This is a genomic window from Stenotrophomonas sp. LARHCG68, assembly GCF_052871705.1.
Genome location: NZ_JBIXJV010000003.1, coordinates 59,250 through 82,025 on the forward strand (window position 1 = coordinate 59,250; position 22,776 = coordinate 82,025).

Annotated in this window: 17 protein-coding genes and 1 tRNA gene; 4 read left to right on the top strand and 14 right to left on the bottom strand. The window is 68.7% G+C overall.

Features of this window, described 5'->3' with window-relative positions; genetic code table 11:
• Positions 1-20: 20 nt before the first annotated feature.
• A complete protein-coding gene (pmbA, locus tag ACIPR8_RS11400; RefSeq protein ID WP_446541118.1) occupies positions 21-1,388 on the bottom strand; it encodes a metalloprotease PmbA in 1,368 nt (455 codons plus the stop codon).
• A gap of 188 nt (positions 1,389-1,576) precedes the next feature.
• On the opposite strand from pmbA, the gene yjgA reads away from it, so the two are divergent.
• Positions 1,577-2,164, top strand: coding sequence for a ribosome biogenesis factor YjgA (yjgA, locus tag ACIPR8_RS11405; RefSeq protein WP_192286242.1), 588 nt, complete (start codon positions 1,577-1,579; stop codon positions 2,162-2,164).
• Positions 2,165-2,384: 220 nt separating this feature from the next.
• On the opposite strand, the gene tldD is transcribed toward yjgA, so the two are convergent.
• The 4 genes from tldD to ACIPR8_RS11425 are packed head-to-tail and all read right to left on the bottom strand — an operon-like array spanning position 2,385 to position 9,837.
• Entirely contained in the window at positions 2,385-3,830 is a 1,446-nt protein-coding gene (gene tldD, locus ACIPR8_RS11410) for a metalloprotease TldD (RefSeq protein ID WP_446541119.1), read from the bottom strand.
• 47 nt (positions 3,831-3,877) lie between these two features.
• Complete coding sequence (locus ACIPR8_RS11415) at positions 3,878-7,705, bottom strand: YhdP family protein (protein ID WP_446541120.1); 3,828 nt, start codon at positions 7,703-7,705, stop codon at positions 3,878-3,880.
• Between the two features lie 39 nt (positions 7,706-7,744).
• Positions 7,745-9,235, bottom strand: a complete 1,491-nt coding sequence (gene rng, locus ACIPR8_RS11420; RefSeq protein ID WP_132864416.1) for a ribonuclease G — start codon at positions 9,233-9,235, stop codon at positions 7,745-7,747.
• A 5-nt stretch (positions 9,236-9,240) separates the two neighbouring features.
• Complete coding sequence (locus ACIPR8_RS11425) at positions 9,241-9,837, bottom strand: Maf family nucleotide pyrophosphatase (RefSeq protein ID WP_323437874.1); 597 nt, start codon at positions 9,835-9,837, stop codon at positions 9,241-9,243.
• Between the two features lie 131 nt (positions 9,838-9,968).
• On the opposite strand from ACIPR8_RS11425, the gene ACIPR8_RS11430 reads away from it, so the two are divergent.
• The 3 genes from ACIPR8_RS11430 to ACIPR8_RS11440 all read left to right on the top strand — a co-directional run bounded on the left by ACIPR8_RS11430 (position 9,969) and on the right by ACIPR8_RS11440 (position 14,659).
• Complete coding sequence (locus ACIPR8_RS11430) at positions 9,969-10,700, top strand: SIMPL domain-containing protein (RefSeq protein WP_192286246.1); 732 nt, start codon at positions 9,969-9,971, stop codon at positions 10,698-10,700.
• A gap of 302 nt (positions 10,701-11,002) precedes the next feature.
• Entirely contained in the window at positions 11,003-11,665 is a 663-nt protein-coding gene (locus tag ACIPR8_RS11435) for an energy transducer TonB (protein WP_446541121.1), read from the top strand.
• Between the two features lie 183 nt (positions 11,666-11,848).
• Complete coding sequence (locus tag ACIPR8_RS11440) at positions 11,849-14,659, top strand: TonB-dependent receptor (protein ID WP_446541122.1); 2,811 nt, start codon at positions 11,849-11,851, stop codon at positions 14,657-14,659.
• A gap of 87 nt (positions 14,660-14,746) precedes the next feature.
• Here ACIPR8_RS11440 and ACIPR8_RS11445 read toward each other — a convergent pair.
• From ACIPR8_RS11445 to ACIPR8_RS11485, 9 genes are all read right to left on the bottom strand, one after another.
• Positions 14,747-14,823 (bottom strand) — tRNA-Asn (locus tag ACIPR8_RS11445).
• A gap of 25 nt (positions 14,824-14,848) precedes the next feature.
• Complete coding sequence (rlmH, locus tag ACIPR8_RS11450; protein ID WP_313256171.1) at positions 14,849-15,319, bottom strand: 23S rRNA (pseudouridine(1915)-N(3))-methyltransferase RlmH; 471 nt, start codon at positions 15,317-15,319, stop codon at positions 14,849-14,851.
• Positions 15,320-15,394: 75 nt separating this feature from the next.
• Entirely contained in the window at positions 15,395-15,805 is a 411-nt protein-coding gene (gene rsfS, locus ACIPR8_RS11455; protein WP_132864424.1) for a ribosome silencing factor, read from the bottom strand.
• Positions 15,806-15,863: 58 nt separating this feature from the next.
• On the bottom strand, positions 15,864-16,553 hold the full coding sequence (gene nadD / locus ACIPR8_RS11460; RefSeq protein ID WP_446541123.1) for a nicotinate-nucleotide adenylyltransferase: 690 nt from the start codon (positions 16,551-16,553) through the stop codon (positions 15,864-15,866).
• A 1-nt stretch (position 16,554) separates the two neighbouring features.
• A complete protein-coding gene (holA, locus tag ACIPR8_RS11465) occupies positions 16,555-17,595 on the bottom strand; it encodes a DNA polymerase III subunit delta (RefSeq protein ID WP_323437870.1) in 1,041 nt (346 codons plus the stop codon).
• Positions 17,596-17,638: 43 nt separating this feature from the next.
• Entirely contained in the window at positions 17,639-18,211 is a 573-nt protein-coding gene (locus ACIPR8_RS11470; protein WP_446541124.1) for an LPS-assembly lipoprotein LptE, read from the bottom strand.
• A gap of 192 nt (positions 18,212-18,403) precedes the next feature.
• Positions 18,404-21,046, bottom strand: coding sequence for a leucine--tRNA ligase (gene leuS, locus ACIPR8_RS11475; protein WP_446541125.1), 2,643 nt, complete (start codon positions 21,044-21,046; stop codon positions 18,404-18,406).
• Positions 21,047-21,220: 174 nt separating this feature from the next.
• Complete coding sequence (locus tag ACIPR8_RS11480; protein ID WP_446541126.1) at positions 21,221-21,808, bottom strand: DUF998 domain-containing protein; 588 nt, start codon at positions 21,806-21,808, stop codon at positions 21,221-21,223.
• A 145-nt stretch (positions 21,809-21,953) separates the two neighbouring features.
• Entirely contained in the window at positions 21,954-22,736 is a 783-nt protein-coding gene (locus ACIPR8_RS11485) for an OmpA family protein (protein ID WP_446541127.1), read from the bottom strand.
• Between the last annotated feature and the right edge of the window lie 40 nt (positions 22,737-22,776).

The window sequence follows — 22,776 nt, forward strand, 5'->3', positions numbered from 1 at the left end:
CGACCTTTGACAAGGATCCGTCAATCATTACCCGCAATTGTCATCTTTCCGACCAAAATTGACCCCACCGACACGTGCGAACGCACGTCCACGTCGCTGCCGACCGCTTCAATGCCGGCAAACATCTGTTTGAGATTGCCCGCGATGGTGATGCCGTCGACCGGGTAGGCGACCTCCCCGTTCTCCACCCAGAAGCCTGCCGCACCGCGCGAATAGTCACCGGTCACGCCGTTCACGCCCTGCCCCATCAGCTCGGTGACCAGCAGGCCGGTCCCCATACCTGACAGCATGGACGCACGGTCGCCGGCATTGGCCGCCACGCGCAGGTTATGCACGCCGCCGGCATTGGCGGTGGTCTTCAGCCCCAGCCGCCGCGCCGAATAGCTGCCGAGGATGTACCGCTGCAACACGCCCGCCGACACCAGGGCCGAATCGCGCGTGGCCACGCCCTCGCCGTCGAACGCATTGGAGCGCAGGCCGCGCCGCAGCAACGGCAGCTCGTCGATGCCGAACCAATCCGGGAACAGCTGCGTCCCGGCACTGTCGAGCAGGAAGCTGGCACGCCGGTACAGCGCGCCGCCGGACACGGCCCCCAGCAGGTGGCCGATCAGCGAGCGCGCGGTTTCGGCAGCGAACAGCACCTGCACCTGCCCGGTCGGCAGAGAGCGCGGCTGCAGGCGCGCGACGGTGCGTTCGGCCGCGCGCAGGCCCACCGCCGCCGGGTCGTCCAGGTCTTCGCGGGCGATGGCGCTGGTGTACCAGCCATCGCGCTGCATGCCATCGCCGCTGCCGGCGATCAGCGCACAACCAATGGAATGGTGGCTGCTGCGCTCACGGCCGATGAAGCCGTGCGAGTTGGCATACACCGACAGGCTCTGCGCGGTGGCCGCCGAGGCCCCGTCGGAGTTGCTGATCCGGCCATCGGCGCCGCGACCGGCGGCCTCGCAGGCCAGCGCCAGGTCCACCGCCTGCTCGGCGCCCAGCGCCCAGGGGTGCCAGCCGTCCAGGTCGGGGAAATGGGTGGCCATCAGTTCGGCATCGGCCAGGCCCGCGGCCGGGTCGTCCTCGGTATGGCGGGCGATGGCGCAGGCCTGGGCGACGGTGGCCTCCAGGCTGCCCTCCTGCAGGTCGGCTGTGCTGGCACTGCCCTTGCGCTGGCCGAAATACACGGTCACGGCGATGCCACGGTCATGCGTGGACTCCACCGTTTCCACCTCCCCCAGGCGCACGTTCACGTCCAGCCCGCGCTCTTCGCTGCAGCTGACCTCGGCCTGGGTGGCCCCCATCGCGCGTGCTTTTTCCAGCAGCCGCTGGGAGATGTCGGCCAGCGTTTCCAGGCGTTGCAGGCTGTCGTCGTGGGTGGGGGTATCGGTGGTGATGACGTTCAATGCTTTATCCTTGTAGGGAGATTCCCTTCACATGTGCCCGGCCATCCTTGCCCGGGTGCTGGGTCGCGGGTGCCTCGCCACGCGGCTGTCCGGCCTAGACCGGACCTCATCCGCGACGGGCGGCCCGCCAAACCCCGGCCTCGATCGGCCGGCCTTTCAATGCTTGAAGTTTAGTGGGTAGCAGTGCAATGCGTGGACGTGACGAAGACACCGGTGAGTTTTTCAGTGAAAGCCGCAGCCAGAACCGGCGCGAGGCGCTGGAAGTGCTGGCCCTGGGTGAAAAGCTGGTGGACCTGACCCCGGCCCAGTTGGCACGCCTGCCGATCCCCGAAGGCCTGCTGGAGCACATCGAGTACACCAAGCGCATCACCTCGCACGGCGCGCGCAAGCGTCAGCTGGCCTTCCTGGCCAAGCAGATGCGGCGCGAGGAAGATGAAACCCTGGAAGCGATCCGCGACGCGATGGACGCCAACAGCGAAACCTCCCGTCGCGAAGTGGCCATCATGCACCGCATGGAGCGTTGGCGTGAGCGCCTGATGGCCGAGGGCGATGCCGCGCTGGCCGAACTGCTGGACGAGCACCCGGACGCCGACCGCCAGCAGCTGCGCACCCTGGTACGCAATGCGTTGGCGGAAAAGGCCAGGAACAAGCCGCCGCGCGCCTACCGCGAGATCTACCAAGTGCTGCGTGGGCTGATGTTGACGCCGCAGGCAACCGCAGGGCTGGAAGCCGAAGCGGACGACGAAGACGAAGCGCTGGACGACGACCAGGCATAAGGGCTTCGGCTCCTTGGTGGATTGGTGTTCTCGGCGGTTCGTACGGTAAAGCAGGAGCATTGCCCTCATCCGCCCCTTCGGGGCACCTTCTCCCGCAGGCGGGAGAAGGGTTATGACTTCCCGCACCGTGGCCGCTCAAGCCTCTCGCAGACCGCCCTTCTCCCGTGCGCGGGAGAAGGTGCCCCGAAGGGGCGGATGAGGGCGCTGACCGCCGCCAACCTCAGGCCTGCGTACCGCCCACCGTCAGGCCATCGATCAATAGCGACGGCTGGCCCACGCCAACCGGCACGCTCTGGCCATCCTTGCCGCAGATGCCCACGCCTTCGTCCAGCGCCAGGTCGTTGCCGATCATGCGCACCTTCTGCATGGTCTCCGGCCCGTTGCCGATCAGGGTCGCGCCCTTCACCGGCGCGGTGACCTTGCCATCCTCGATCAGGTAGGCCTCGGTGGCCGAGAACACGTACTTGCCGCTGGTGATGTCGACCTGGCCGCCGCCGAAGTTGACCGCGTACAGGCCCTTCTTCACCGAACGGATCATTTCCTGCGGATCGTGGTTGCCGGCACGCATGTAGGTGTTGGTCATGCGCGGCATGGTCATGTGCGCGAACGATTCACGACGGCCGTTGCCGGTCGGTGCCGCGCCCATCAGGCGCGCGTTGAGCGTGTCCTGCATGTAGCCGACCAGGATGCCGTCCTCGATCAGCGTGGTGCACTGGGTCGGGGTGCCTTCGTCGTCGATGTTGAGCGAGCCGCGACGGCCATCGAGCGTGCCGTCGTCGACGATGGTCACGCCCGGCGAGGCCACGCGCTCGCCGATGCGGCCGGCGTAGACGCTGGTGCCCTTGCGGTTGAAGTCGCCTTCCAGGCCGTGGCCCACCGCCTCGTGCAGCAGCACGCCCGGCCAGCCCGGGCCAAGCACCACCGGCATCACCCCGGCCGGGGCCGGGATCGCCTCCAGGTTCACCAGCGCCTGGCGCAGCGCCTCGCGGGCGAAACCTTCCGGGCGGTCGCCGGCGAACAGTTCCTCGTAGCTGTAACGTCCACCGCCGCCGGCGTAGCCGGACTCACGGCGCCCGTTCTGCTCGACGATCACCTGCACGTTCAGCCGCACCAGCGGGCGTACGTCGGCGGCGAGCACGCCATCGCTGCGCGCGATCAGCACGGTGTCCACACCGCCGGACAGGCTCACCATCACCTGCTGCACGCGTGGGTCGGCCGCGCGCAGGTAACGGTCCAGCCGTTTGAGCACCTCGACCTTGGCCTCGTTGCCCAGACTGTCCACCGGGTCCAGCGCCGGGTACAGCGCGCGGCCACTGCCACGCACCAGCGACCGCACGTTCTGTGCCCCGCCTTCGCGGGAGATGGCGCGCGCCGACTGCGCGGCCGCCAGCAACGCCGCCGGCTGGATGTCGTCGGAATAGGCGAAGCCGGTCTTCTCGCCGGCGATGGCGCGCACGCCCACGCCCTGCTCGATGGAATGGGCGCCGTCCTTGACGATGCCGTCCTCCACGCTCCAGCTCTCGCGCCGCGAATGCTGGAAATACAGGTCGCCGAAGTCCACCCCCGGCCCCAGCAGGGTGCCGAAGGTGCGTTCGAGGCGGTTGGCGTCCAGGCCGGCCGGCAGCAGCAGGCGGGTTTCGGCAAGCGTGAGGGCGTTATCGGTCATGACTATCCAGATGGGGGCGGGCCCGCGCGAGGCAAGCCGGCGGTGAATCAGGGGGTGCGGGCGGCGTCAGTGGCGGCAGGCGGCGGCGCGGCGCGGGTTTCGTCGCGGTCGATCACCTCCACCTTGGGATCCTTCCACGGGCCGGTCACCTTGTAGGTCTTGGCGCCAATGGTACCCAGCGGCTTGCCGAGCACGGCGTTGGCCGCCGCGCCCACCGCCGCCCCGACCGGGCCGCCGGCCACGGCACCGACCACGGCCAGCAGGTTGCCCGAGCGCGGGTTGACGTCGATGGTCTGGTCGAACTGCTGGCTGCGCAGGTCAGCCTGGCCACGGATGGTGATGTCGGCGGCCGGTGACTCGATGCCGATCCGGTCGGTACTGGCCAGGCCACCGGCGAAGCGCACATGCCCTTCGACGTGGTTGAAGGCCAGGCCCTTGGAAAACAGGTCGCGGAAATCGAACAGCAGCCGGCGCGGCAGCTGGGCCACGCTGAGCAGGCCCAGCACGCGGCCGGCGCCGGGTTCCACTTCCAGCAGCTGGCCATTGCGCACGCTCATGTCCAACCCGCCTTCCAGGCTGGCGGCGCTGAAGGCCATCGGTGAACCGCTCCAGCCGGCCTGCAGCTGCATGCGTCCCTCGCCGCCGCGCACCTGGCCGCCGTAGCCCAGCCGCTGCAGCAGGTCGCCCAGGTCTTCGGTCTGCACGTTGGCGCTCATCTGCGTGGCCGCACGTGTACCGACGCCGCGCCACGTGCCCTGCAGGTCGATGACCTGCCTGGGCGCGCGCACCTGCAGCTCCTGCACCTGCAGGCCGTCGGGCAAGGGCCGGGTCCGCAGGCGGGTCTGGCCCAGCTTGAGCGCACCGAACTCCAGGTCGCCGATGTCCAGCGCCAGCGGCGGGATGTTGGCCGGGTTCATCGGTGCGAGCGGGGTGTCCGAGGACTCCACCGTCGCCGCCTTGGCGGCCTGCCAATGCACCCGGTCCAGCTGGCCACTGACGGTTCCGCCATCGGCGGTGGGAATGTGCAGGCTGCCGGCCAGCGCCGGGCCATTGAGCTGCACCGCGACCGCATCGGCCCCGGGGCGCAGTTGCAGACGGGTCTGTTCGAAGCGCCCGCCGATCAGCAACAACTGGTCGGCCAGCACGTCCACCTGCTTCAGCGCCAACCCGCCCGGGTCGCTGGAATCGCCGCCCTTGGCCAGGCTGATCCACTCCAGCGCATCCAGCGACGGGGTGCGGCCATTGACCATCAGGCCATCGGCCGGCGGCTCGTGGTCGACCCGGTCGCTGCCCATCGTCACCTGCACGCCGGTCTTGCCATTCTGGCTGCGCGCGGCCAAGGCCATCAGCTTGCCGAAGGCGACGTCGATGCGGCCGGCGCCCATCGGCAGCGCCGCCTGCACGTGCGTGGGCAGTGCGTCGGCCGCAGGTTTGTTGAGCGGCGCCGGCAACTGCAGGCGGGTGCCCTGCAGGTTCGAATCCAGGGTCAGCAGGGTCGGTGCCGCGGTGCGTGCACCCGCTGCGGTCGCCGGCAGGGTGACGCCCACGGTCCAGTCCGAGGTGCCATGGATGTATGGTTTCAACCAGCCCAGTTCCGGCGCGCGGTCGAGCAGCTTGCCCGCGTCCAGGGCAGCGGTCAGCTCGGCCTCGAAGGCATGCGAGGCATCCTTCACCGGCGTGCCGGCGCGCAGGGCCAGCACGCCATCCCGCTCCTGGTGGCGCACCTGCAGCGCCGGTGCCTCGAAGCCACCGCCGCTGTAGTTGATCTTGCCGCGCACGTTGTCGAACTGCAGGTCCCAGCGCTTGTCGGCCATCTGCACGCCGCGCAGGTCCACGTCGCCCTGCAGCACGCCGGGGCCCTCATCGCGGTGCAGCGGCAGCATCAGGTCGAAGTTGACTGCCGCCGGGCCGCGCAGGGCCAGGTTGTCCAGCGTGTCGCCGTAGCTGGCCTGCAGCGGGCTCTGCCGCAGCATCGCCAGCAGGCGGTTGCTGTCGTCGGCGGTGGTCGCCTTGACCTGCAACCGCGACTGCCCCCAGTCGGCGATGCCGGCCTGGATCTGGTCGACCTTCACGCCGGCCAGTTCGCCCTTGCCGTGCACGTCGAAGCCGGCACCGATGAAGGTGATGTCCGCATCCATCCGGCGCATCACCGGCCAGTCCTGGTGGAAACGGATGCTGCCATCGACGATGTGCCCACCGGCCTCGAACCGCCCGTTGTTGCCCTTGAACGGCCAATCATCCAAGTCGCCCACCGCCAGGCCGGTGGCGCCGCGCAGGGTGCCGTCGACCAGCGCCGCGTCCAACCAGTCCACCGCGGCCTTGCTCATGCTCGAACGTACCCAGAACCCCTTCGCGGCGGTCAGCGGCACGTCGTCGATCTTGGCCGCCAGGTTGATCCACGGCCGCGTGCCGTCGCCCTGGAACCACAGGCCGCCGCGCACGTCGGCGGCGTAATCCTTGCCCTGCACGCGCAGGGCCGGCGTACCCACCTGCCAGCCGGCACCTTCGCGCCAGCCGATCACCTGCCCGGACAACTGCAGCTCATGCAGCACGCCGAAACCGGTGGGCCAATCGAAGCGCACGACGTGGTCGGGGCGCAGGTCCAGCGACACCGCCTGCCCGTCGCCTTCGAAATGTCCGCGCAGGCCACTGACGCCCGGGCTGTTGCCGACGGTGCGGAAACTGGCATCGAGGAGTTCACCCTCGGCACGCACCGGGCCATCCGCGCTGCCGGCGATACGCACGTCACCGAAACGCATGCTCGGCCGCGACTGGTACAGCCAGCGACGCAGGCCAGGCTCGACCCGGTCGCTCAATGCCGCCACCTGCAGCAGCGGCGCCACGTCCAACTGTTGTCCCTGCAGCGCGAAATGCTTGCCGCCGGCCAGCAGCAGGCCGTCTAGCACCTGCGACCCCGCGCTGGTACCGTCGTTGATGCGCAGGCGCGGTGCGTCCACCCGCCAGCCGCCATCCAGCGCGGTCCAGCGCGCGCGCAGCTGCAGGTTGCGGAAGCTCACGCCCGGCGCCGCGGTCGCGCTCTGCAGCGGCGCGCCGGACAGCTGCACCTGCTCCAGTTCGCCTTCGGCAGTCACCGCGACCACGCGGTGGTCGTGCAACTGCACCCAGGCATTCAACTCGCCGCTGCCCTGGCGTACCTGCACGCCGGCCACCTGCAGCAACGGCGACCACGCGGCCAGGTCGGCCGGCTCGGCCGCGAACCAGGCCTGGCCATCGCCCTGCCTGCGCTGGAAATCCAGCACCGCCGTCAGTGGCGGCGCCTGGGTGTTGATCCAGCCCCGCGCGCCGACGCGCAGGCGCTGGCCATCCACGCGCAGGCGTACGTCCACGCGTGGAATCCGGGTCTGGATGCCGATCGACGGTGCCATCACCTGCAGTTGCCCGCCGATGACCTGCAGTTCGCCCAGGCGGCGCAGGGCCTCCAGCGGGTCGCCGCCGCTTTCGCTGCTGGGCAGACCACGCACCGACCAGCGCCCGTCATCGGCGCGCTCCAGGGTCAGCGCCAACCCGCGCAGGCGCAGTTCGGTCAGCGGCTCGCCCGGCAGCAGGCCCGAGTACATCGCCACCAGCACCTCGGCCTGCCCCACCCGCACGCCATTGCCCTGACCGATGCGCAGCCCGTCGAGCTGCAGCAGCGGGCCACGCCGCGTCCAGCGCGTGTCCAGCCGGTCGAACGCCACCGGCAGGCCGGCGCGTTCACTCAACCACGCGGCGACCTTGTCCGGGTGCGACTCCACCATCGGCAGCAGTTGGCTGATCGTCCCGACCAGCAACGCCACGGCCACGAGCACGACCGCCAGTGCGATGAGCACATGACGGCGGAGGTGACGCAGCCGATAGCGCAACAGCGTGGTCATCGGACCACGCCGTCCTCCCTGACGGGGGTATGGCTGCGGTCAGAGCAGCACGACATCGAACTGTTCCTGCAGGTACTGGTCATCGGCCTGGAAGCGGATGCTCTTGCCGAGGAATTCCTCCAGCTCGGCCACCGCCGCGGACTCCTCGTCGGTGATCCGCGCCACCACCTTGGTCGAGGCGATCACCAGCAGGCGCGCGGCGTCGAACTGGCGCACCGCGCGGGTGATCTCGCGGAAGATCTCGTAGGTCACCGTCTCGGCGGTCTTGATGCTGCCGCGACCGCTGCACTGCGGGCAGGTCTCGGACAACTGCCGCTCCAGGCTCTCCACGGTGCGCTTGCGGGTCATCTCCACCAGGCCCAGCGGCGAGAAGTCGTAGACGGTGGTCTTGGCATGGTCGCGGGTGAGCGCCTTCTCCAGCGTGCGCAGCACCTGGCGACGGTGCTCCGGATCATCCATGTCGATGAAGTCGATGATGATGATCCCGCCCAGGTTGCGCAGCCGCAGCTGCCGGGCCACCGTCTGCGCCGCCTCCAGGTTGGTGCGGAATACGGTTTCCTCCAGGTTGCGCTGGCCAACGAAGGAACCGGTGTTGACGTCGATGGTGGTCATCGCCTCGGTCTGGTCGATGACCAGGTAGCCGCCGGACTTGAGCGGCACCTGCTTGTTCAACGCGCGGACGATCTCGTCCTCCACGCCGAACATGTCGAAGATCGGGCGGTCGCCGGTGTACAGCTCCAGCTTCTCGTCCAGCACCGGCATGTACTTGGCGACGAAGGCCTTGAGCTGGTTGAAGGTTTCCTTGGAGTCCACCTTGACCTTGTCCACGTCCTTGCGGATCAGGTCGCGCACCGAGCGCAGCGGCAGGCTCAGGTCCTCGTAGATGATGCTGGCCGGCGGCGCCTCGCGGCCACGCCGCTCGACCACGTTCCAGACCCGCGACAGGTAGGAGATGTCCTCGGCCAACGCCTCGGCCGGCTGGCCTTCGGCGTTGGTGCGCACGATGTAGCCATAACCGCCGTGCTGGGCGGAGATCTCGGTGACCAGCGCCTTGAGCCGGGCCCGCTCGGCCTCGTCCTCGATCCGCGCCGACACACCGACCATCTTGGACTGTGGCAGCAGCACCAGGTAGCGCGAGGGAATGCTGATCTGCGTGGTCAGGCGCGCGCCCTTGGTCCCGATCGGGTCCTTGACCACCTGCACCACCACGTCCTGGCCGTCGCGCAGCAGCTCCACGATCGGCACCGAGGAGGGCAGCGGCAGGCTGGGCGCGGTTTCCTCGGTGTCGGCCGCCACCGGTGCCGGGCGCACCACGTCGTTGGCGTGCAGGAACGCCGCGCGCTCCAGGCCGACCTCGACGAAGGCGGCCTGCATGCCCGGCATCACCCGCTGCACCTTGCCCTTGTAGATGTTGCCGACCACGCCACGGCGCCAGCCGCGCTCGATGTGCAGCTCCTGCAGCATGCCGTTCTCGATCACCGCCACGCGGGTTTCGCGCGGGGTGACATTCACCAGGATCTCTTCGGACACGTCCCTTACTCCCCCTTGTCCATGGAATCGTCTGCCGCCACGGCACCGAAGGCCGCCAGCAGCGTGGCCGTCTGTTGCAGCGGCAGGCCCATCACCCCCGAATAGCTGCCCGACAGATGGCGGATATGGCGTTCGGCCCCGCCCTGGATGGCATAGGCGCCGGCCTTGCCCATCGGCTCACCGGTGGCCACGTAGGCGGCAATCTGCGCCGCGCTCATCGGCGCGAAGCTGACCTCGGAGGTGACCACCTCCAGCGCGTGCCGCCCCGCCGCGGCCAGGGCCACCGCCGTGATCACCTGATGGGTACGCCCGGCCAGCGAGGCCAGCATGGCCGCCGCATCGGCCGCATCGACGGGCTTGCCGTAGACACGGTCCCCGAGCACGACCTCGGTGTCCGAGCCCAGCACCACCGCCTGCGGGTCGTCGGCCACCCGCGCCAGCCCGGCCAACGCCTTGTCCAGCGCCACCCGTCGCACGTACGCTTCGGCCGACTCCGCAGCGCCACGTACTTCGGGGACTTCCAGGTCCAGGGCGCGGAACGGCACGCCAAGGCGCGTCAGCAGTTCATTTCGGCGGGGCGAGCGGGAGGCGAGATAAAGCATCGCGGAAGGATAACCTGAGGGGACTGCCTGAATGATTGGCAAAGATGCCAAAGTGGTGACAACCCCGGGCCGGCTCACCACCCGTTCATCGCCCTGACTTCACTTTCACGATCCATCCAAGGAGGACCACCATGCGCCATCTCACCCTCGCCCCGCTGCTGCTGTCCCTGTCACTCGTCCTGGGAGCCCCGATGACCGCCCATGCCCAAACCGTCCCCACCGCCGTGGCCAGTGACGCCACCCTGCTGAACATCTCCGCCCAGGCCGAAGCCAAGCGGGTGCCGGACGTGGCGACCCTGTCGGCCGGCGTGGTCACCCAGGCCGTGGACGGCAACACCGCCATGCGCGAGAACGCGGTGCAGATGGACAAGGTGATGGCCGCGATCAAGGCCGCCGGCATCGCCGAGCGCGACATCCAGACCAGCGGCATCAACCTCAACCCGCAGTACCGCTACGCCGAGAACGAAGCGCCGAAGATCACCGGCTACCAGGCCACCAACACGGTCAGCCTGAAGGTGCGTGACATCACCAAGCTCGGCCGGGTGCTGGACAGCCTGGCCGCGCAGGGCGCCAACCAGATCAATGGCCCCAGCTTCGAGATCGACCAGCCCGAGCCGGTCTACGACGAAGCCCGCCTGGCCGCGCTGAAGAAGGCCCAGGCCCGTGCGGAGACCTATGCCAAGTCGCTGGGCCTGCGCGTGCGCCGCATCGTCAGCATCTCCGAAGGCAGCCAGGGCGGCTTCCGCCCGATGCCGATGATGGCCATGGCCCGCTCGGCCAAGGCCGAGATGGACACCTCGGTGTCGCCGGGCGAAAGCAGCGTCTCGGTCAACCTGGACGTGGTGTTCGAACTGGGTCGCTGAGCCCGGGTCATGCTCGACGACAACGGCGCCCTCAGGCGCCGTTGTCGTTTCAAGGCTCCAGGCACCCACGCCACTGCCACACCTAAGCCTCCCGATCGTGCTCCGCCTGCCACCGCCGGGCATGGGACCGGGCTGGGCCCCGCCGCGCTCCGTTGCTGTCTGGCAGATAACCGGAAACCGGACCCCTGCTTGTCGGCACGCGCGATTGCAGGCGCTATGGCCTTACGCGGGCCGGAACCTGCAACCCCGTCCTGTGTCACCGCGCGTTGTTCCTTGTACACGCCCACGCATGGAGGTGGTTTATGGTCCGCACGCAGCATCGTGTCCCCTCGCTCCACATCGAACCGTCCCGCATCTTCGCCTACAGCACGGCGCTGGCCCTGCATGTACTGGCCGCCGGACTGCTGTTGATCCCCTTGTCCCAGGTCCCGGTGCGCAGCGATGCGGTGCGTGAACCCCGTTGGCAGGTTCCGGACACCAAACCCATCGAACCACCGCCGCCGATTCCCCCGACCATCCCGGTCAGCAAGACCCCGGCACCACCGAAGCAACCGGCGCTGCCGGCGCCGGTGGAAACCGCCCCGATGCCGGTGTTCCCCACCGAAGCGGTGATCACCGCGCCGGTCGACGTGGCCCCGGTCGCCGACCCCGCCCCTGCCATCGACTCCATCGCACCGGCCACGCCGCTGCAGGGCGTGCAACTGCGCTATGAGCGGGCCCCGGCCCCCACCTACCCGATCGATGCGCTGCGCGCCGGCATCGAAGGCACGGTGCTGCTGCGGGTGCTGGTCGGCCAGGACGGCAAGCCACTGGAAGTCAGCATCGAACGCAGCAGCGGCAACCGCAGCCTGGACAACGCCGCACGCACCCAGGTGCTGCGTCGCTGGCAGTTCCAGCCGGCCACCGACGGCGGACACGCCGTGCAGGCCTACGGGATCATCCCGATCGACTTCAAGGTCGGCTGAGTTGCTGAATGGCCCGCAAGGAGGGGCTTGCTGAACCCTTCCTTGCGGGCAAGCTGAAAACCGCCCCTGTTAATCGATTTTTCACCTCTCCGTCATCTCCAGCGAACCTAGATTCGCGGCCGTCGATGTTCTTCGGCCGCGCCTTCTGGCGGCCATTTCCGCAGTTCCACTGGAGAGATGACTGTGAAACATCCGACTCGCCGGCATTCCGCCTGCCGCACCACCCGACTTTGCAGTTCCCTTTCACGCCTGCTGCTGGTACCCACCGCCCTGCTCGCCACCGCCCCCCTGGCCATGGCCCAGGATGAAAAGGCCACCACCCTGGACCGGATAACCGTCACCGGTTCCAACATTCCCCGCGCCACCACCGAAACCGCGTCGCCGGTGCAGATCATCACCCGCCAGGAGATCGACCGCACCGGCAAGGCCACCATCGCCGAGTACCTGCAGACCCTGACCAGCGACGGCGCCGGCTCCATCCCCAAGAGCTTCGGCACCGGCTTTGCCGGCGGCGGCTCGGGCATCTCGCTGCGCGGCCTGGGTGCCGCGTCGACCCTGGTGCTGCTCAATGGCCGGCGCATGGCCCCGTACGGCCTGGCCGACGACGGGCAGAAGGTGTTCACCGACCTGAGCGTCATCCCGATGGATGCGGTCGAACGGGTCGAAGTGCTCAAGGACGGCGCCTCGGCCATCTACGGTTCGGACGCCATCGCCGGCGTGGTCAACATCATCCTGCGCCGCGACTTCACCGGCGCCATGCTCAAGGCGTCGTATGGCACGTCCGGCGACAGCGACGGCGATGCGCGCAAGGCATCGCTGACCGCCGGCGTCGGCAACCTCGATGAGGACGGCTTCAACGCCTTCGTCAGCATCGACGTCAGCAAGACCGACGGCATCCGCATCTCCGACCGCCGCGACCGCAAGTGGATCGGCAACGGCGACCTGAGCCGCTACGGCTTTGATCGGGTCGCCGGCGGCCAGTTCTTCCCGCTCAACGGCGCGATCACCGCCGGCGGCACGGTGGCCGGCAACTCGCCGGTGGGCAGCATCCGCGACCCCGCCACCGGCCTGTACCAATCGCTGCCCGGGTGCGCGCAGTTCTCCCGCATCACGCCGGTGGACCCCGGTGGCGGCTGCCTGTGGGAAACGCAGGACTTCCGCAGCCTCACCCCCAGCGAGGAGTTCGGCAACCTGTTCGCGCGCGGCACCTTCGCGCTGTCGGACAACTTCGAGATGTACGGCGAGTTCGGCTACTCGAAGAAGAAGACCGAGTTCTACAACACGCCCAACGGCGTGTCCGGCTCGTGGGGCTACCCGGGAGGCCCGGTGAACGCCAGCAGCGGCAGCGGCGCCACCGTGCTGGGCGCCGCCCATCCGGACAACCCGCTCGGCGTGGACGCGCGCCTGCGCTATGCCGCGTTCGACGTGGGCCCGCGCGTGACCACCAACACCAACGAGTTCACCCGCTTCCTGGTCGGGGTGAAGGGCACCGCGGGCGCCTGGGACATCGACACCGCCTACCTGCACTCGGCCACGCAGCTGGTCAACGAGCGCCGGGGGTTCCTGCGCTACAGCCATGTACGTACCGCACTGACCGACCCCAACAGCCCGGTCGGCTGGTGGCGCATCGGTGCCAGCGCCGGTCAGAACACGCAGGCGCTGTATGACTACATCTCGCCGACCATCCATGCCGACGCATCGACCACGCTGGACATGATCGACTTCAAGGCCAGCCGCAGCATCGCCGACCTTGCCGGCGGCCCGCTCGGCCTGGCCTTCGGTGCGGAATACCGGCGGCAGAAGGCCAACCTCGACCCGCAGAGCTACACCGACCTGGGCGACATCATCGGCCTGGGCTATTCGGCCTACAAGGGCACCCAGGAAGTGGCCGTGGCATATGCGGAAATGGTGGCCCCGGTGCTCGAGTCTCTGGAGCTCTCCGGCGCGCTGCGCGTGGACAAGTACAAGGGCGGCGATACCGCCACCACGCCGAAGGTCGGCATCAAGTGGACGCCGGCCGACTGGATCGCGGTGCGCGCCACCTATGCCGAGGGCTTCCGCGCGCCAGGGCCGGCCGAAGCCGGTGACGGTGGCCTGGCGGCCTTCAGCACCGCCCGCGACCCGGTCCGTTGCCCCGGCGGCACGCCTGCACCGGGCGCCACCGCGGCCGATTGCGCGGTCAACCTCGCCATCATCACCTCGGCCAATCCCAACCTGAAGCCGGAGGAATCCAAGAGCTACACCGTCGGCCTGGTGCTGGACCCGACGCCCACCACCACGCTGACCCTGGACGCCTGGCAGATCAAGCGCACCAACGAGATCAACCAGGGCGACACCGACCTGGCATTGGCCGCCGGGCGCGGCATCCGCAGCGACAACGACCTGCCGGGCGTTCCCAACAGCGGCAGCCTGCTGGCGGTCAGCGTGGACTACATCAACTCCGCTTCCACCACCATCCGCGGCTTCGACTTCGACATCCGCCAGCGCGTGGAAATGGGCGCCTACGGCAAGCTGCTGATGGACCTGCAGTGGACCCGGATCAACTCCTTCGAGCGCGACGATGGCACCGGCACCAAGTTCCAGTACGCCGGTACGCATGGCAACTGCGACGTCACCAACTGCATCGGCACGCCGAAGGACCGCTTCAACCTGGGCGTGACCTGGGACATGGACCGTTTCAGCGTGAGCGCGATCGGCAACTACATCGGCAGCATGGACAACGTCGCCTTCGAAGGTGACAGCTGCGCCAACCACTACGCCGATGGCAGTGATGCGCCGCGTGGCTGCGAACTGCGTTCGTTCTACACCATCGACCTGTCCGGCCGCTGGCGTGCGACCGACGCGCTGGAGATCTTCGGTTCGGTCCAGAACGTCACCGACCGCATTGCGCCGCTGGATCCGTTGACCTATGGCGCGGTCAACTACAACCCGCTGCATTTCAGTGGTGCGGTGGGCCGCTACTTCACGCTCGGTGCCAAGTACACCTTCAACTGAGCCAGACGGCTGCCGCGGCCCGACGGCCGCGGCAGCACGCGACGCACACAAAGAAAAAGCCGCGATTGCTCGCGGCTTTTTCGAATCTGGCGCCCGAAGTTGGACTCGAACCAACGACCCCCTGATTAACAGTCAAGTGCTCTAACCGGCTGAGCTATTCGGGCGGGGGAGGCGCATTCTATACGCTAATCACGCGCGATGGTAGGGGTGGTTGGCCAACATCGCCGCCGCGCGATACAACTGCTCGGCCACCACCAGCCGCACCAGCATGTGCGGCAAGGTCAACGGACCGATCGACCACTTTTCATCGGCCACCGCCGTTACCTCGGCCGCATGTCCTTCCGGGCCGCCGATCAGGAATGCCAGGTCGCGCCCCTGCGAACGCCAATGCTCCAGGCGTTGCGCCAGCTGCTCGGAACTGAGCTGCCGGCCCGGCACGTCCAGCGCGACCACATAGGGATTCTTCGGCAACGCCGCCAACACGCGCTTGCCCTCGTCCTCGATCGCGCGCTTCGGGTCCCTGCCCTTGCCACGCAGGCCCGGCTCGATCTCGACCAGCTCCAGCGGCAACCAGTGCGACAGGCGCTTCTGGTATTCGGCGAAGCCCTGCGCGACCCAGGACGGCGCACGTTCGCCGGTGGCAATCAACTTGGCTTTCATCGGCACGCTCCGGCGCGGCGGGGTCAAATGGAAACGGCGCCCTGCGGCGCCGTCGTGGCTGCTACGGCGGGGCGATCAGCCCTGCTGCGCGTCCTCGTCGTCCGACGGCGGCTGGTCACCCACCGTCCACAGGCGCTCCAGCGCATAGAACTCGCGCACGCGCGGCAGCATCACGTGGACGATGACGTCGCCCAGGTCCACCAGCACCCATTCCGCTTCGCGCTCGCCTTCCACGCCCAGCGGCATCACGCCCAGTTCCTTGGCAAAACGCACCACTTCGTCACCGATGGACTTGACGTGGCGGGTCGAGGTGCCCGAAGCGATCACCAGGTAATCGGCGACGCTGGACTTGCCGCGCACGTCGATCTCCACCGCATCCTTGGCCTTGATCTCTTCCAGTGCGGCGTGAACGGACGCCAGCAGGGCCGGGACGGACGGCGGCGGGCTGGGCAGTTGGGTCTTGATGACTTGGGCTTCGGTGCTCAAAGCGGCATAACTCGATGAATAAGGGGACGATTATAGAGAACCCGGCCGCTGCCGGCATTCACTGCGTGGAGGGACAGCCATACAGGCCCCGTGCCTGGATGTAGGCGGCCACCGCTGCGGGCACCAGGGGCCGCCAGTTCCCGCCGCTGGCGATCAGCGCGCGCACGGCGGTGGCGGACTCGCCCTGCAGCGGTTGGCGCAGCCGCCAGACCCGCCCGGCAGGCAAGGCGGCCAGTATCTCCGGGCCGCTGGCCCAGGCCTGGCGCAGGTGGCTGGCCAGCGGCTCGGGCAGCCCATCCTCCAGTGCGCTGCCCGGACGGTCGGCCACCACGATGTGGGCCAGTGGCAGCAGGGATTCCCATTCATGCCAGGTGGGCAGGCCCAGCAGGCTGTCCGCGCCCATCAGCAGCGCCAGCGGCCGTTGCGGTCCCTGTTCGGCCCGCAGTTCGCGCAGCGTATCCACCGTCCACGACGGCACGCCGGGCAGGCGCCGGGCCCGCTCCAGCTCACGCCGGTCCACGCACAGCGCCGGATCATCGGCGACCGCCCGCTCCAGCATGGCCGCACGGGTCTGCGCATCGGCGCCCGGTGGCGCGCGGTGCGGCGGATCGGCCGCCGGCATCAGCCGCACCGGCACCTGCAGCTCCTGCGCGGCACACCGGGCGATGGCCAGGTGGCCGTTGTGGATCGGGTCGAACGTGCCGCCGTAGAACACCAGCAGCCCGCCTTCACGGCCGGCGTGCCGCATCTCAGCGCACCCGTGCCAGCAGGCGCACCGCGCGTGCTTCGGACACGGCCACCAGCAGGCGCTCCAGCGCCAGCCACGGATCACCTTCGGCACGCCCCTTGGCCATGCGGTCAACCAGCGAGGCCTCGGCGACGAAGCGCTCCCAGCGCTTGGGGTCCGGGTGGCGCTGCAGGGCCCGCTTGAACGGCGCCTGGCGCGACTCCCAGATGCCCTTGGCCTTCATCTCGCCGGCCAGGTTGCCGCCGCTGGCCTGCACCCGGGCAAGGCCTGCGGTGAGCAGCAGTTCACGGATCAGGATCGGCATCAGCGCGGCCACGGCCTCGCCTTCGCCACGCAGGCCGGCGAGCATGCGCAGCACGGCCTGCGGCTGCCCGGCGAAGGTAGCCTCGCTGAGCCTGAATACGTCGTAGCGAGCGGCATCGGCCACCAGCGATTCCATCTTCGCCACGTCCAGCGCCTGCCCTTCGGCGAGCAGCGCCAGCTTGTCGATTTCCTGCGCGGCAGCCAGCAGATTGCCTTCCACCCGCTCGCTCAACCGCTGCACGGCGGCCGGGTCGGCGCGCAGGCCCTTGGCCCGCAGGCGGCGCTCGATCCAGTCCCCCAGTTCATGTGGCTTGATCGCCCAGGCCACCGAGAGCACACCGATGCGGCTGACCGCTTCGGTCCATTTGCCCTGGTGCGCCTTGCTCCACTCACCGGCGGTGATCAGCAGCACCACATCCGGCGGCGGCTGTGCGCAGAAATCACTGATGACCTCGGCGCCTTCCTTGCCCGGCTTGCCGCTGGGCAGGCGCAGTTCGACCAAGCGGCGCGCACTGAACAAGCTGGGCGCGTTGAAGCTGGAAGACAGCTGCCCCCAGTCGAAATCGCGGCCGTCGGCATCGAACACCTCGCGTTCGCCGATGCCCTCGGCGCGGGCGCGGGCGCGCACCGCGTCGGCGGCTTCGATCACGCGCAGCAGCTCGGGGCCGGCGATCAGGTAGACCGGGGCCAGCGGTTGACCACCGATCTGCCCGGCAAGCTGTTCAGGACGCAGTTCCACGGCTCAGCCCCGCCACGCCCGCAGCGCAGTCATTCCGGGGCGCTCAATGGGCATCGCCCTTGCCGTCCGCCGGGGGAGCCGGGGGAGCTGCCTTGAGTTTCTCGGCATCGGCGCGGACGACGCTGTCGATGCGGCGCAGGATCGAGGCCGACATCTCGCGGCGGAGCTCGTCGGCCAGGATTTCACGCTCGGTGGTGGTACCGGTGACATCGGTCGGCTGGGACACGTAGTCGCGCGAAAGCTCGATCACCTGCTCCGGCACGATGGTCGAGCCATCCGGGCGGTAGAAGCCGAACACCACCGCATAACGCAGGCTGTACTCCTGCGAGCGACCCTGCGCGTCGATGGCGATCGGCAGGTCGCCCCAGCGCTCGGAACGCACCTGCAGGCGGGCGAACTGGTCGCTCTTGCGCGGCGGCGAACCGTCGCTCTGGATCACGGTGGCACCGGATGCATGCAGGCCCCGGTTGAGCAGCTTCACCAGCTCGCTGTAGCGCACGCTCGAATCGACGCGGACCGCAGGCGTGTCCGCCGGCAGGGTCAACGTGTTGCGCAGATGGAAACCACAGCCGGTCAGGCCGGTGGCGAGGATCAGGGCAATCAGGGTTCGGGTCATGGGCACAGTCTGGCGGAGCCGGCCGGGAGCGGCAATAGAAAGCGGCCCGCATCATCGCGCATCGCGCGTGAGCGCCAATGAAACCACGCCCGCTGCCGGCCAGCGCTGCCGGGGTGAAGCCTTCCCCCTGCCCCGTCCACGGGAACACCGGTACCCGCGGCATCACCACGGGTACCGGGCCATCACGGCCGCTCAGGCCGCGACGATGTTGACGATCTTGCCCGGAACGATGATCACCTTGCGGATGGCCAGGCCTTCCAGGAACTTGGCCGTGTTCGGCTCTTCCTTGGCCACGGCCTCGATCAGCTCGCGCGGGGCATCGGCGGCCACTTCGATCGTGCCACGCAGCTTGCCATTGACCTGCACGGCCAGGGTCAGCGCGTCCTTGACCAGTGCCGCGGCGTCGACCTGCGGGAACGGCTGGTCTTCCAGCAGGGTCTGCGCGTTGCCCAGCAGCTGCCACATCGCGTGGCAGGCATGCGGGGTGATCGGGTTCAGCAGCAGCACGGTGGCCTGCAGGGCCTCCTGGCGCACCGCGCGGCCCTGCGCGCTGGCATCGTCGAACTTGGCCAGCGCGTTGAGCAGTTCCATCACCGCGGCGATGGCGGTGTTGAAGGCGTGGCGGCGACCATAGTCGTCACCGACCTTGCCGATCGTCTCGTGGGTCTTGCGGCGGATCGCCTTCTGCTCGGCGTTCAGCGCCGCAACGTCCAGTGCCGGCGCGCTGCCGTCGACGGCATGCTTCTGCACCATCGTCCACAGGCGGCGCAGGAAGCGGGACATGCCGTCCACGCCGGCCTCGTTCCACTCCAGCGATTGCTCCGGCGGCGCGGCGAACATCGAGAACAGGCGCACGGTGTCGGCACCGTACTTGGCCACCATCGCCTGCGGGTCGACGCCGTTGTTCTTGGACTTGGACATCTTCTCGGTGCCGCCGATCACCACCGGCTGGCCATCGCCACGCAGGGTGGCACCGGTGATGCGGCCGCGCTCGTCGCGCACCACGTCCACGTCGGCCGGGTTGAACCAGTCCTTGGAACCGTCGCTGTTCTGGCGGTAGAAGGTTTCGGCGATGACCATGCCCTGGCACAACAGGTTCTGCGCCGGCTCGTTGCTCTCCACCATGCGTGCATCGCGCAGCAGCTTGTGGAAGAAGCGGAAATACATCAGGTGCAGGATGGCGTGCTCGATGCCACCGATGTACTGGTCCACCGGCAGCCAGTAGTTGCCGCGCTTGTCCACGGCCTCGCGTGCACCCGGCGAGGTGTAGCGGGCGTAGTACCAGCTCGACTCCATGAAGGTGTCGAAGGTGTCGGTCTCGCGCTCGGCCGCGCCGCCACATTCCGGGCAGGTGGTCTTGCGCCATTCCAGGTCGGCCTTGAGCGGCGAACCGGTACCGTTGAGGGTGACGTCTTCCGGCAGCAGCACCGGCAGCTGGTCTTCCGGCACCGGCACCGCGCCGCAGGTGTTGCAGTAGATCACCGGGATCGGGCAACCCCAGTAGCGCTGGCGGCTCACGCCCCAGTCGCGCAGGCGGTAGTTGACGCGGCGCTGGCCCTGGGCCTTGCGCTCGAAGCGCTCGGCCAGCGCCTCGAAGGCGCCCTGGAAATCCAGCCCGTCGAACTCGGCGGAATTGACCAGCTCGGTTTCGCGGGTCTTGTCGGTGTACCAGTCCTGCCAACGGTTGGCGTCGTAGGTGCGCTCGTCGTCGTTCTTCGGATGCTTCAGCGCGATGACCTGCTTCTTGGGCAGGTTGTACTTGGTGGCGAACTCGAAATCGCGCTGGTCGTGTCCCGGCACCGCCATCACCGCGCCGGTGCCGTAGCCCATCAGCACGAAGTTGGCGACCCAGATCGGCACCTGTTCGCCGCTAACCGGATGGATGGCCTTCAGGCCGGTGTCCTTGCCACGCTTTTCCTGGGTTTCCAGTTCAGCCTCGGACACGCCGCCCTGCTTCAGCTCGGCCAGCATCGCGGCCAGCGCCGGGTTGCTCTTGGCGGCGTGCAGGGCCAGCGGGTGCTCGCCGGCGATGGAGACGAAGCTCACGCCCATCACCGTGTCCGGGCGGGTGGTGAACACGCGCAGCGGGTCCAGCGCGGCGCCATCCACGTCACGCACGTCGAACTGGATTTCCAGGCCTTCGGAGCGGCCGATCCAGTTGCGCTGCATGGTCTTGACCGAATCCGGCCAGCCCGGCAGTTCGTCCAGGCCGTCCAGCAGTTCCTGGGCGTAGTCGGTGATGCGCAGGAACCACTGCGGGATCTCGCGCTTCTCGACCAGGGCGCCAGAGCGCCAGCCACGGCCGTCGATGACCTGCTCGTTGGCCAGCACGGTGTTGTCGACCGGGTCCCAGTTCACCACCGAGTTGCGGCGGTAGGCCAGGCCCTTGCGCATCAGGCGGGTGAACATGCGCTGCTCGTGGACGTAGTAGTCCGGCGTGCAGGTGGCGAACTCGCGCGACCAGTCGATCGCATAACCCATCGCCTTGAACTGGCCACGCATGTGGTCGATGTTGGCGTAGGTCCACTTGGCCGGCGCGGTCTTGTTCTTGATCGCGGCATTCTCGGCCGGCAGGCCGAACGCGTCCCAGCCCATCGGCTGCAGCACGTTGTGGCCGGTCATGCGCTTGTAGCGGCTGATGACGTCGCCGATGGTGTAGTTGCGCACGTGGCCCATGTGCAGCGCACCGGACGGGTACGGGAGCATCGACAGGCAGTAGTACTTGGGCTTGTCCGAGGTCTCGCTGACCTCGAAGGCACGCGTGTCCTCCCAGAATTTCTGGGCGGCGGATTCAACCTGCTGGGGATCGTACATAGTGGGTTCGACGCTGGACATGGCAACGCTGGGCAACGGCAAAGCCGCAAAGGGTACCGCAGTGCATCATGGCACTCCAATCCAGTCCCCTCCGCTGTCCGCGGGACAAACGCAGGTCATTGATATCGCAATGGTTTCAATAAACCTGCGATGTACGCCCCACGGCCTGCTGGCCGGTTTCCGCGTCAGCCGGGCTCAACCACGCGCTGGCGCCAGGCGTGCCGCGCCCAGCAGCCAGACCAGCCAGCCCAGGAAGGCCAGGCGCTGGGCCATGGCGACCGGCAGGGCGATCTCGAACAGGAACGCGCTGCACAGGCTCCACAGCGCACACCCCACCGCGAGGTTGGCCAGCGGCCGCCAGGCCGCGTCCCGGGCACCGCCAAGGCGCAATGCGAGCGCACCAGCACTAAAGCCCACCAGCCACAGCAGCCAGGCGCTGGCGTGGTACTGGCTGGCGCGGTTCTCGATGTCTTCCACGTCCAGCGGCAACAGGCCCATCGCGGCGAACGCCACCGCGGCCAGCAGCAGCATCTGCCCGCCCACCCGCAATGCGCGCGGGGCGGTCACCGGCATGCGCAGCGCCAGATCAAGCGCAGCCGCGGCGGCAAGGATACCGGGCAGCACGAAACCCAGCATGCTGAAGGCGGTGCCGCCGGGGACGCCATGCGCGCCCAGCAGCGACACCGGATGCCGCAGCTGGTCGTACCCTTCCAGGCGCATGCCGAAGCCGAACACGGCCAGCAGCCACACCACCGCCGCGACCGGACCGGCCCAGCTCCACATCAGTTTCCTGCTTGACGCCACCACGCACCCTGCCTGACCCGGGTCACCCGCGGAACGCGGCGACCATCGGCGTCATTGTGAAGGCAGCGGCCGGCAATCGCACGGATTGCCGGCCGTTCCTTCCCCCCGTTCCAGCCCTGCCCCGTCAGTTGCCGATGCCGGCGATCTCCACGCGGCGGTTCGGTGCCAGGCAGGCCACCAACGCCGCCCGGCCGCCATCGTTGCACTGGACCAGCGGCTCGGCGCTGCCGCGCCCTTCGGCACGGATCGACCCGGCCGGGATGCCCTGTTCGACCAGGTAGCCGCGCACCGCCGCGGCGCGGCGCTGTGACAGGTCCCTGTTGTAGGCATCGCTGCCGATGCGATCGGTGTAGCCGATCACGGTCAGGTCCATGCCTGCGCCCTGCCCGCGCACGGTGCCGGCCACCTCTGCCAACCGTGCTTTGCCGGCATCCGAAAGCTTGGCGCTGTCGAAGGCGAACAGGGCATCGGCGGCGATCCGCAACGGCGCCGGCGCAACCGGTGGCGGCGGTGGTGCGGGTGGGGGTGGTGCGGGAGCGGGTTCGAGCAGGGCGGCGCAGCTTTCAGGCTGCCACGCGTGGCCCACCGCCACGCCGTCGTGGTCGAACGTTACCTGGAACTGGCATTGCACCGGCGTGGCCCCTACCGCCCGCCGGAAGTTGAACAGGTAGTTCCACTCCCGCACCCCCCATAGGCCTTCGTTGAAATGCGGCGTGCCCAGCAGCGTCTGCACCTGGTGCTTGTTCATGCCCGTCGCGTATTGGCGCAGGTTGTCCAGGTTCACGTAGGTGCCGCCGGCCGGGTACGCCCGTGCGGGATCCGGGAACCCCCGCTCGCGCACCTCACCCTTGCTGCTGCAGGCCGCCAGTGCCACCACCAGCGCCAGTACCGACCATTTGCTGTTCATGACTTCCCCCGCGCCCAGGCGCTGTTGTCCGGAAGCCGGT

Excerpts from the sequence above, each read along its gene's own strand:
- yjgA (WP_192286242.1), top strand. The coding sequence starts at position 1,577 with ATGCGTGGACGTGACGAAGACACCGGTGAGTTTTTCAGTGAAAGCCGC.
- tldD (WP_446541119.1), bottom strand. The coding sequence starts at position 3,830 with ATGACCGATAACGCCCTCACGCTTGCCGAAACCCGCCTGCTGCTGCCG.
- ACIPR8_RS11415 (WP_446541120.1), bottom strand. The coding sequence starts at position 7,705 with ATGACCACGCTGTTGCGCTATCGGCTGCGTCACCTCCGCCGTCATGTG.
- ACIPR8_RS11425 (WP_323437874.1), bottom strand. The coding sequence starts at position 9,837 with ATGCTTTATCTCGCCTCCCGCTCGCCCCGCCGAAATGAACTGCTGACG.
- ACIPR8_RS11430 (WP_192286246.1), top strand. The coding sequence starts at position 9,969 with ATGCGCCATCTCACCCTCGCCCCGCTGCTGCTGTCCCTGTCACTCGTC.
- ACIPR8_RS11435 (WP_446541121.1), top strand. The coding sequence starts at position 11,003 with ATGGTCCGCACGCAGCATCGTGTCCCCTCGCTCCACATCGAACCGTCC.
- rlmH (WP_313256171.1), bottom strand. The coding sequence starts at position 15,319 with ATGAAAGCCAAGTTGATTGCCACCGGCGAACGTGCGCCGTCCTGGGTC.
- nadD (WP_446541123.1), bottom strand. The coding sequence starts at position 16,553 with ATGCGGCACGCCGGCCGTGAAGGCGGGCTGCTGGTGTTCTACGGCGGC.
- ACIPR8_RS11470 (WP_446541124.1), bottom strand. The coding sequence starts at position 18,211 with ATGACCCGAACCCTGATTGCCCTGATCCTCGCCACCGGCCTGACCGGC.
- leuS (WP_446541125.1), bottom strand. The coding sequence starts at position 21,046 with ATGTCCAGCGTCGAACCCACTATGTACGATCCCCAGCAGGTTGAATCC.
- ACIPR8_RS11480 (WP_446541126.1), bottom strand. The coding sequence starts at position 21,808 with ATGTGGAGCTGGGCCGGTCCGGTCGCGGCGGTGGTGTGGCTGCTGGCC.
- ACIPR8_RS11485 (WP_446541127.1), bottom strand. The coding sequence starts at position 22,736 with ATGAACAGCAAATGGTCGGTACTGGCGCTGGTGGTGGCACTGGCGGCC.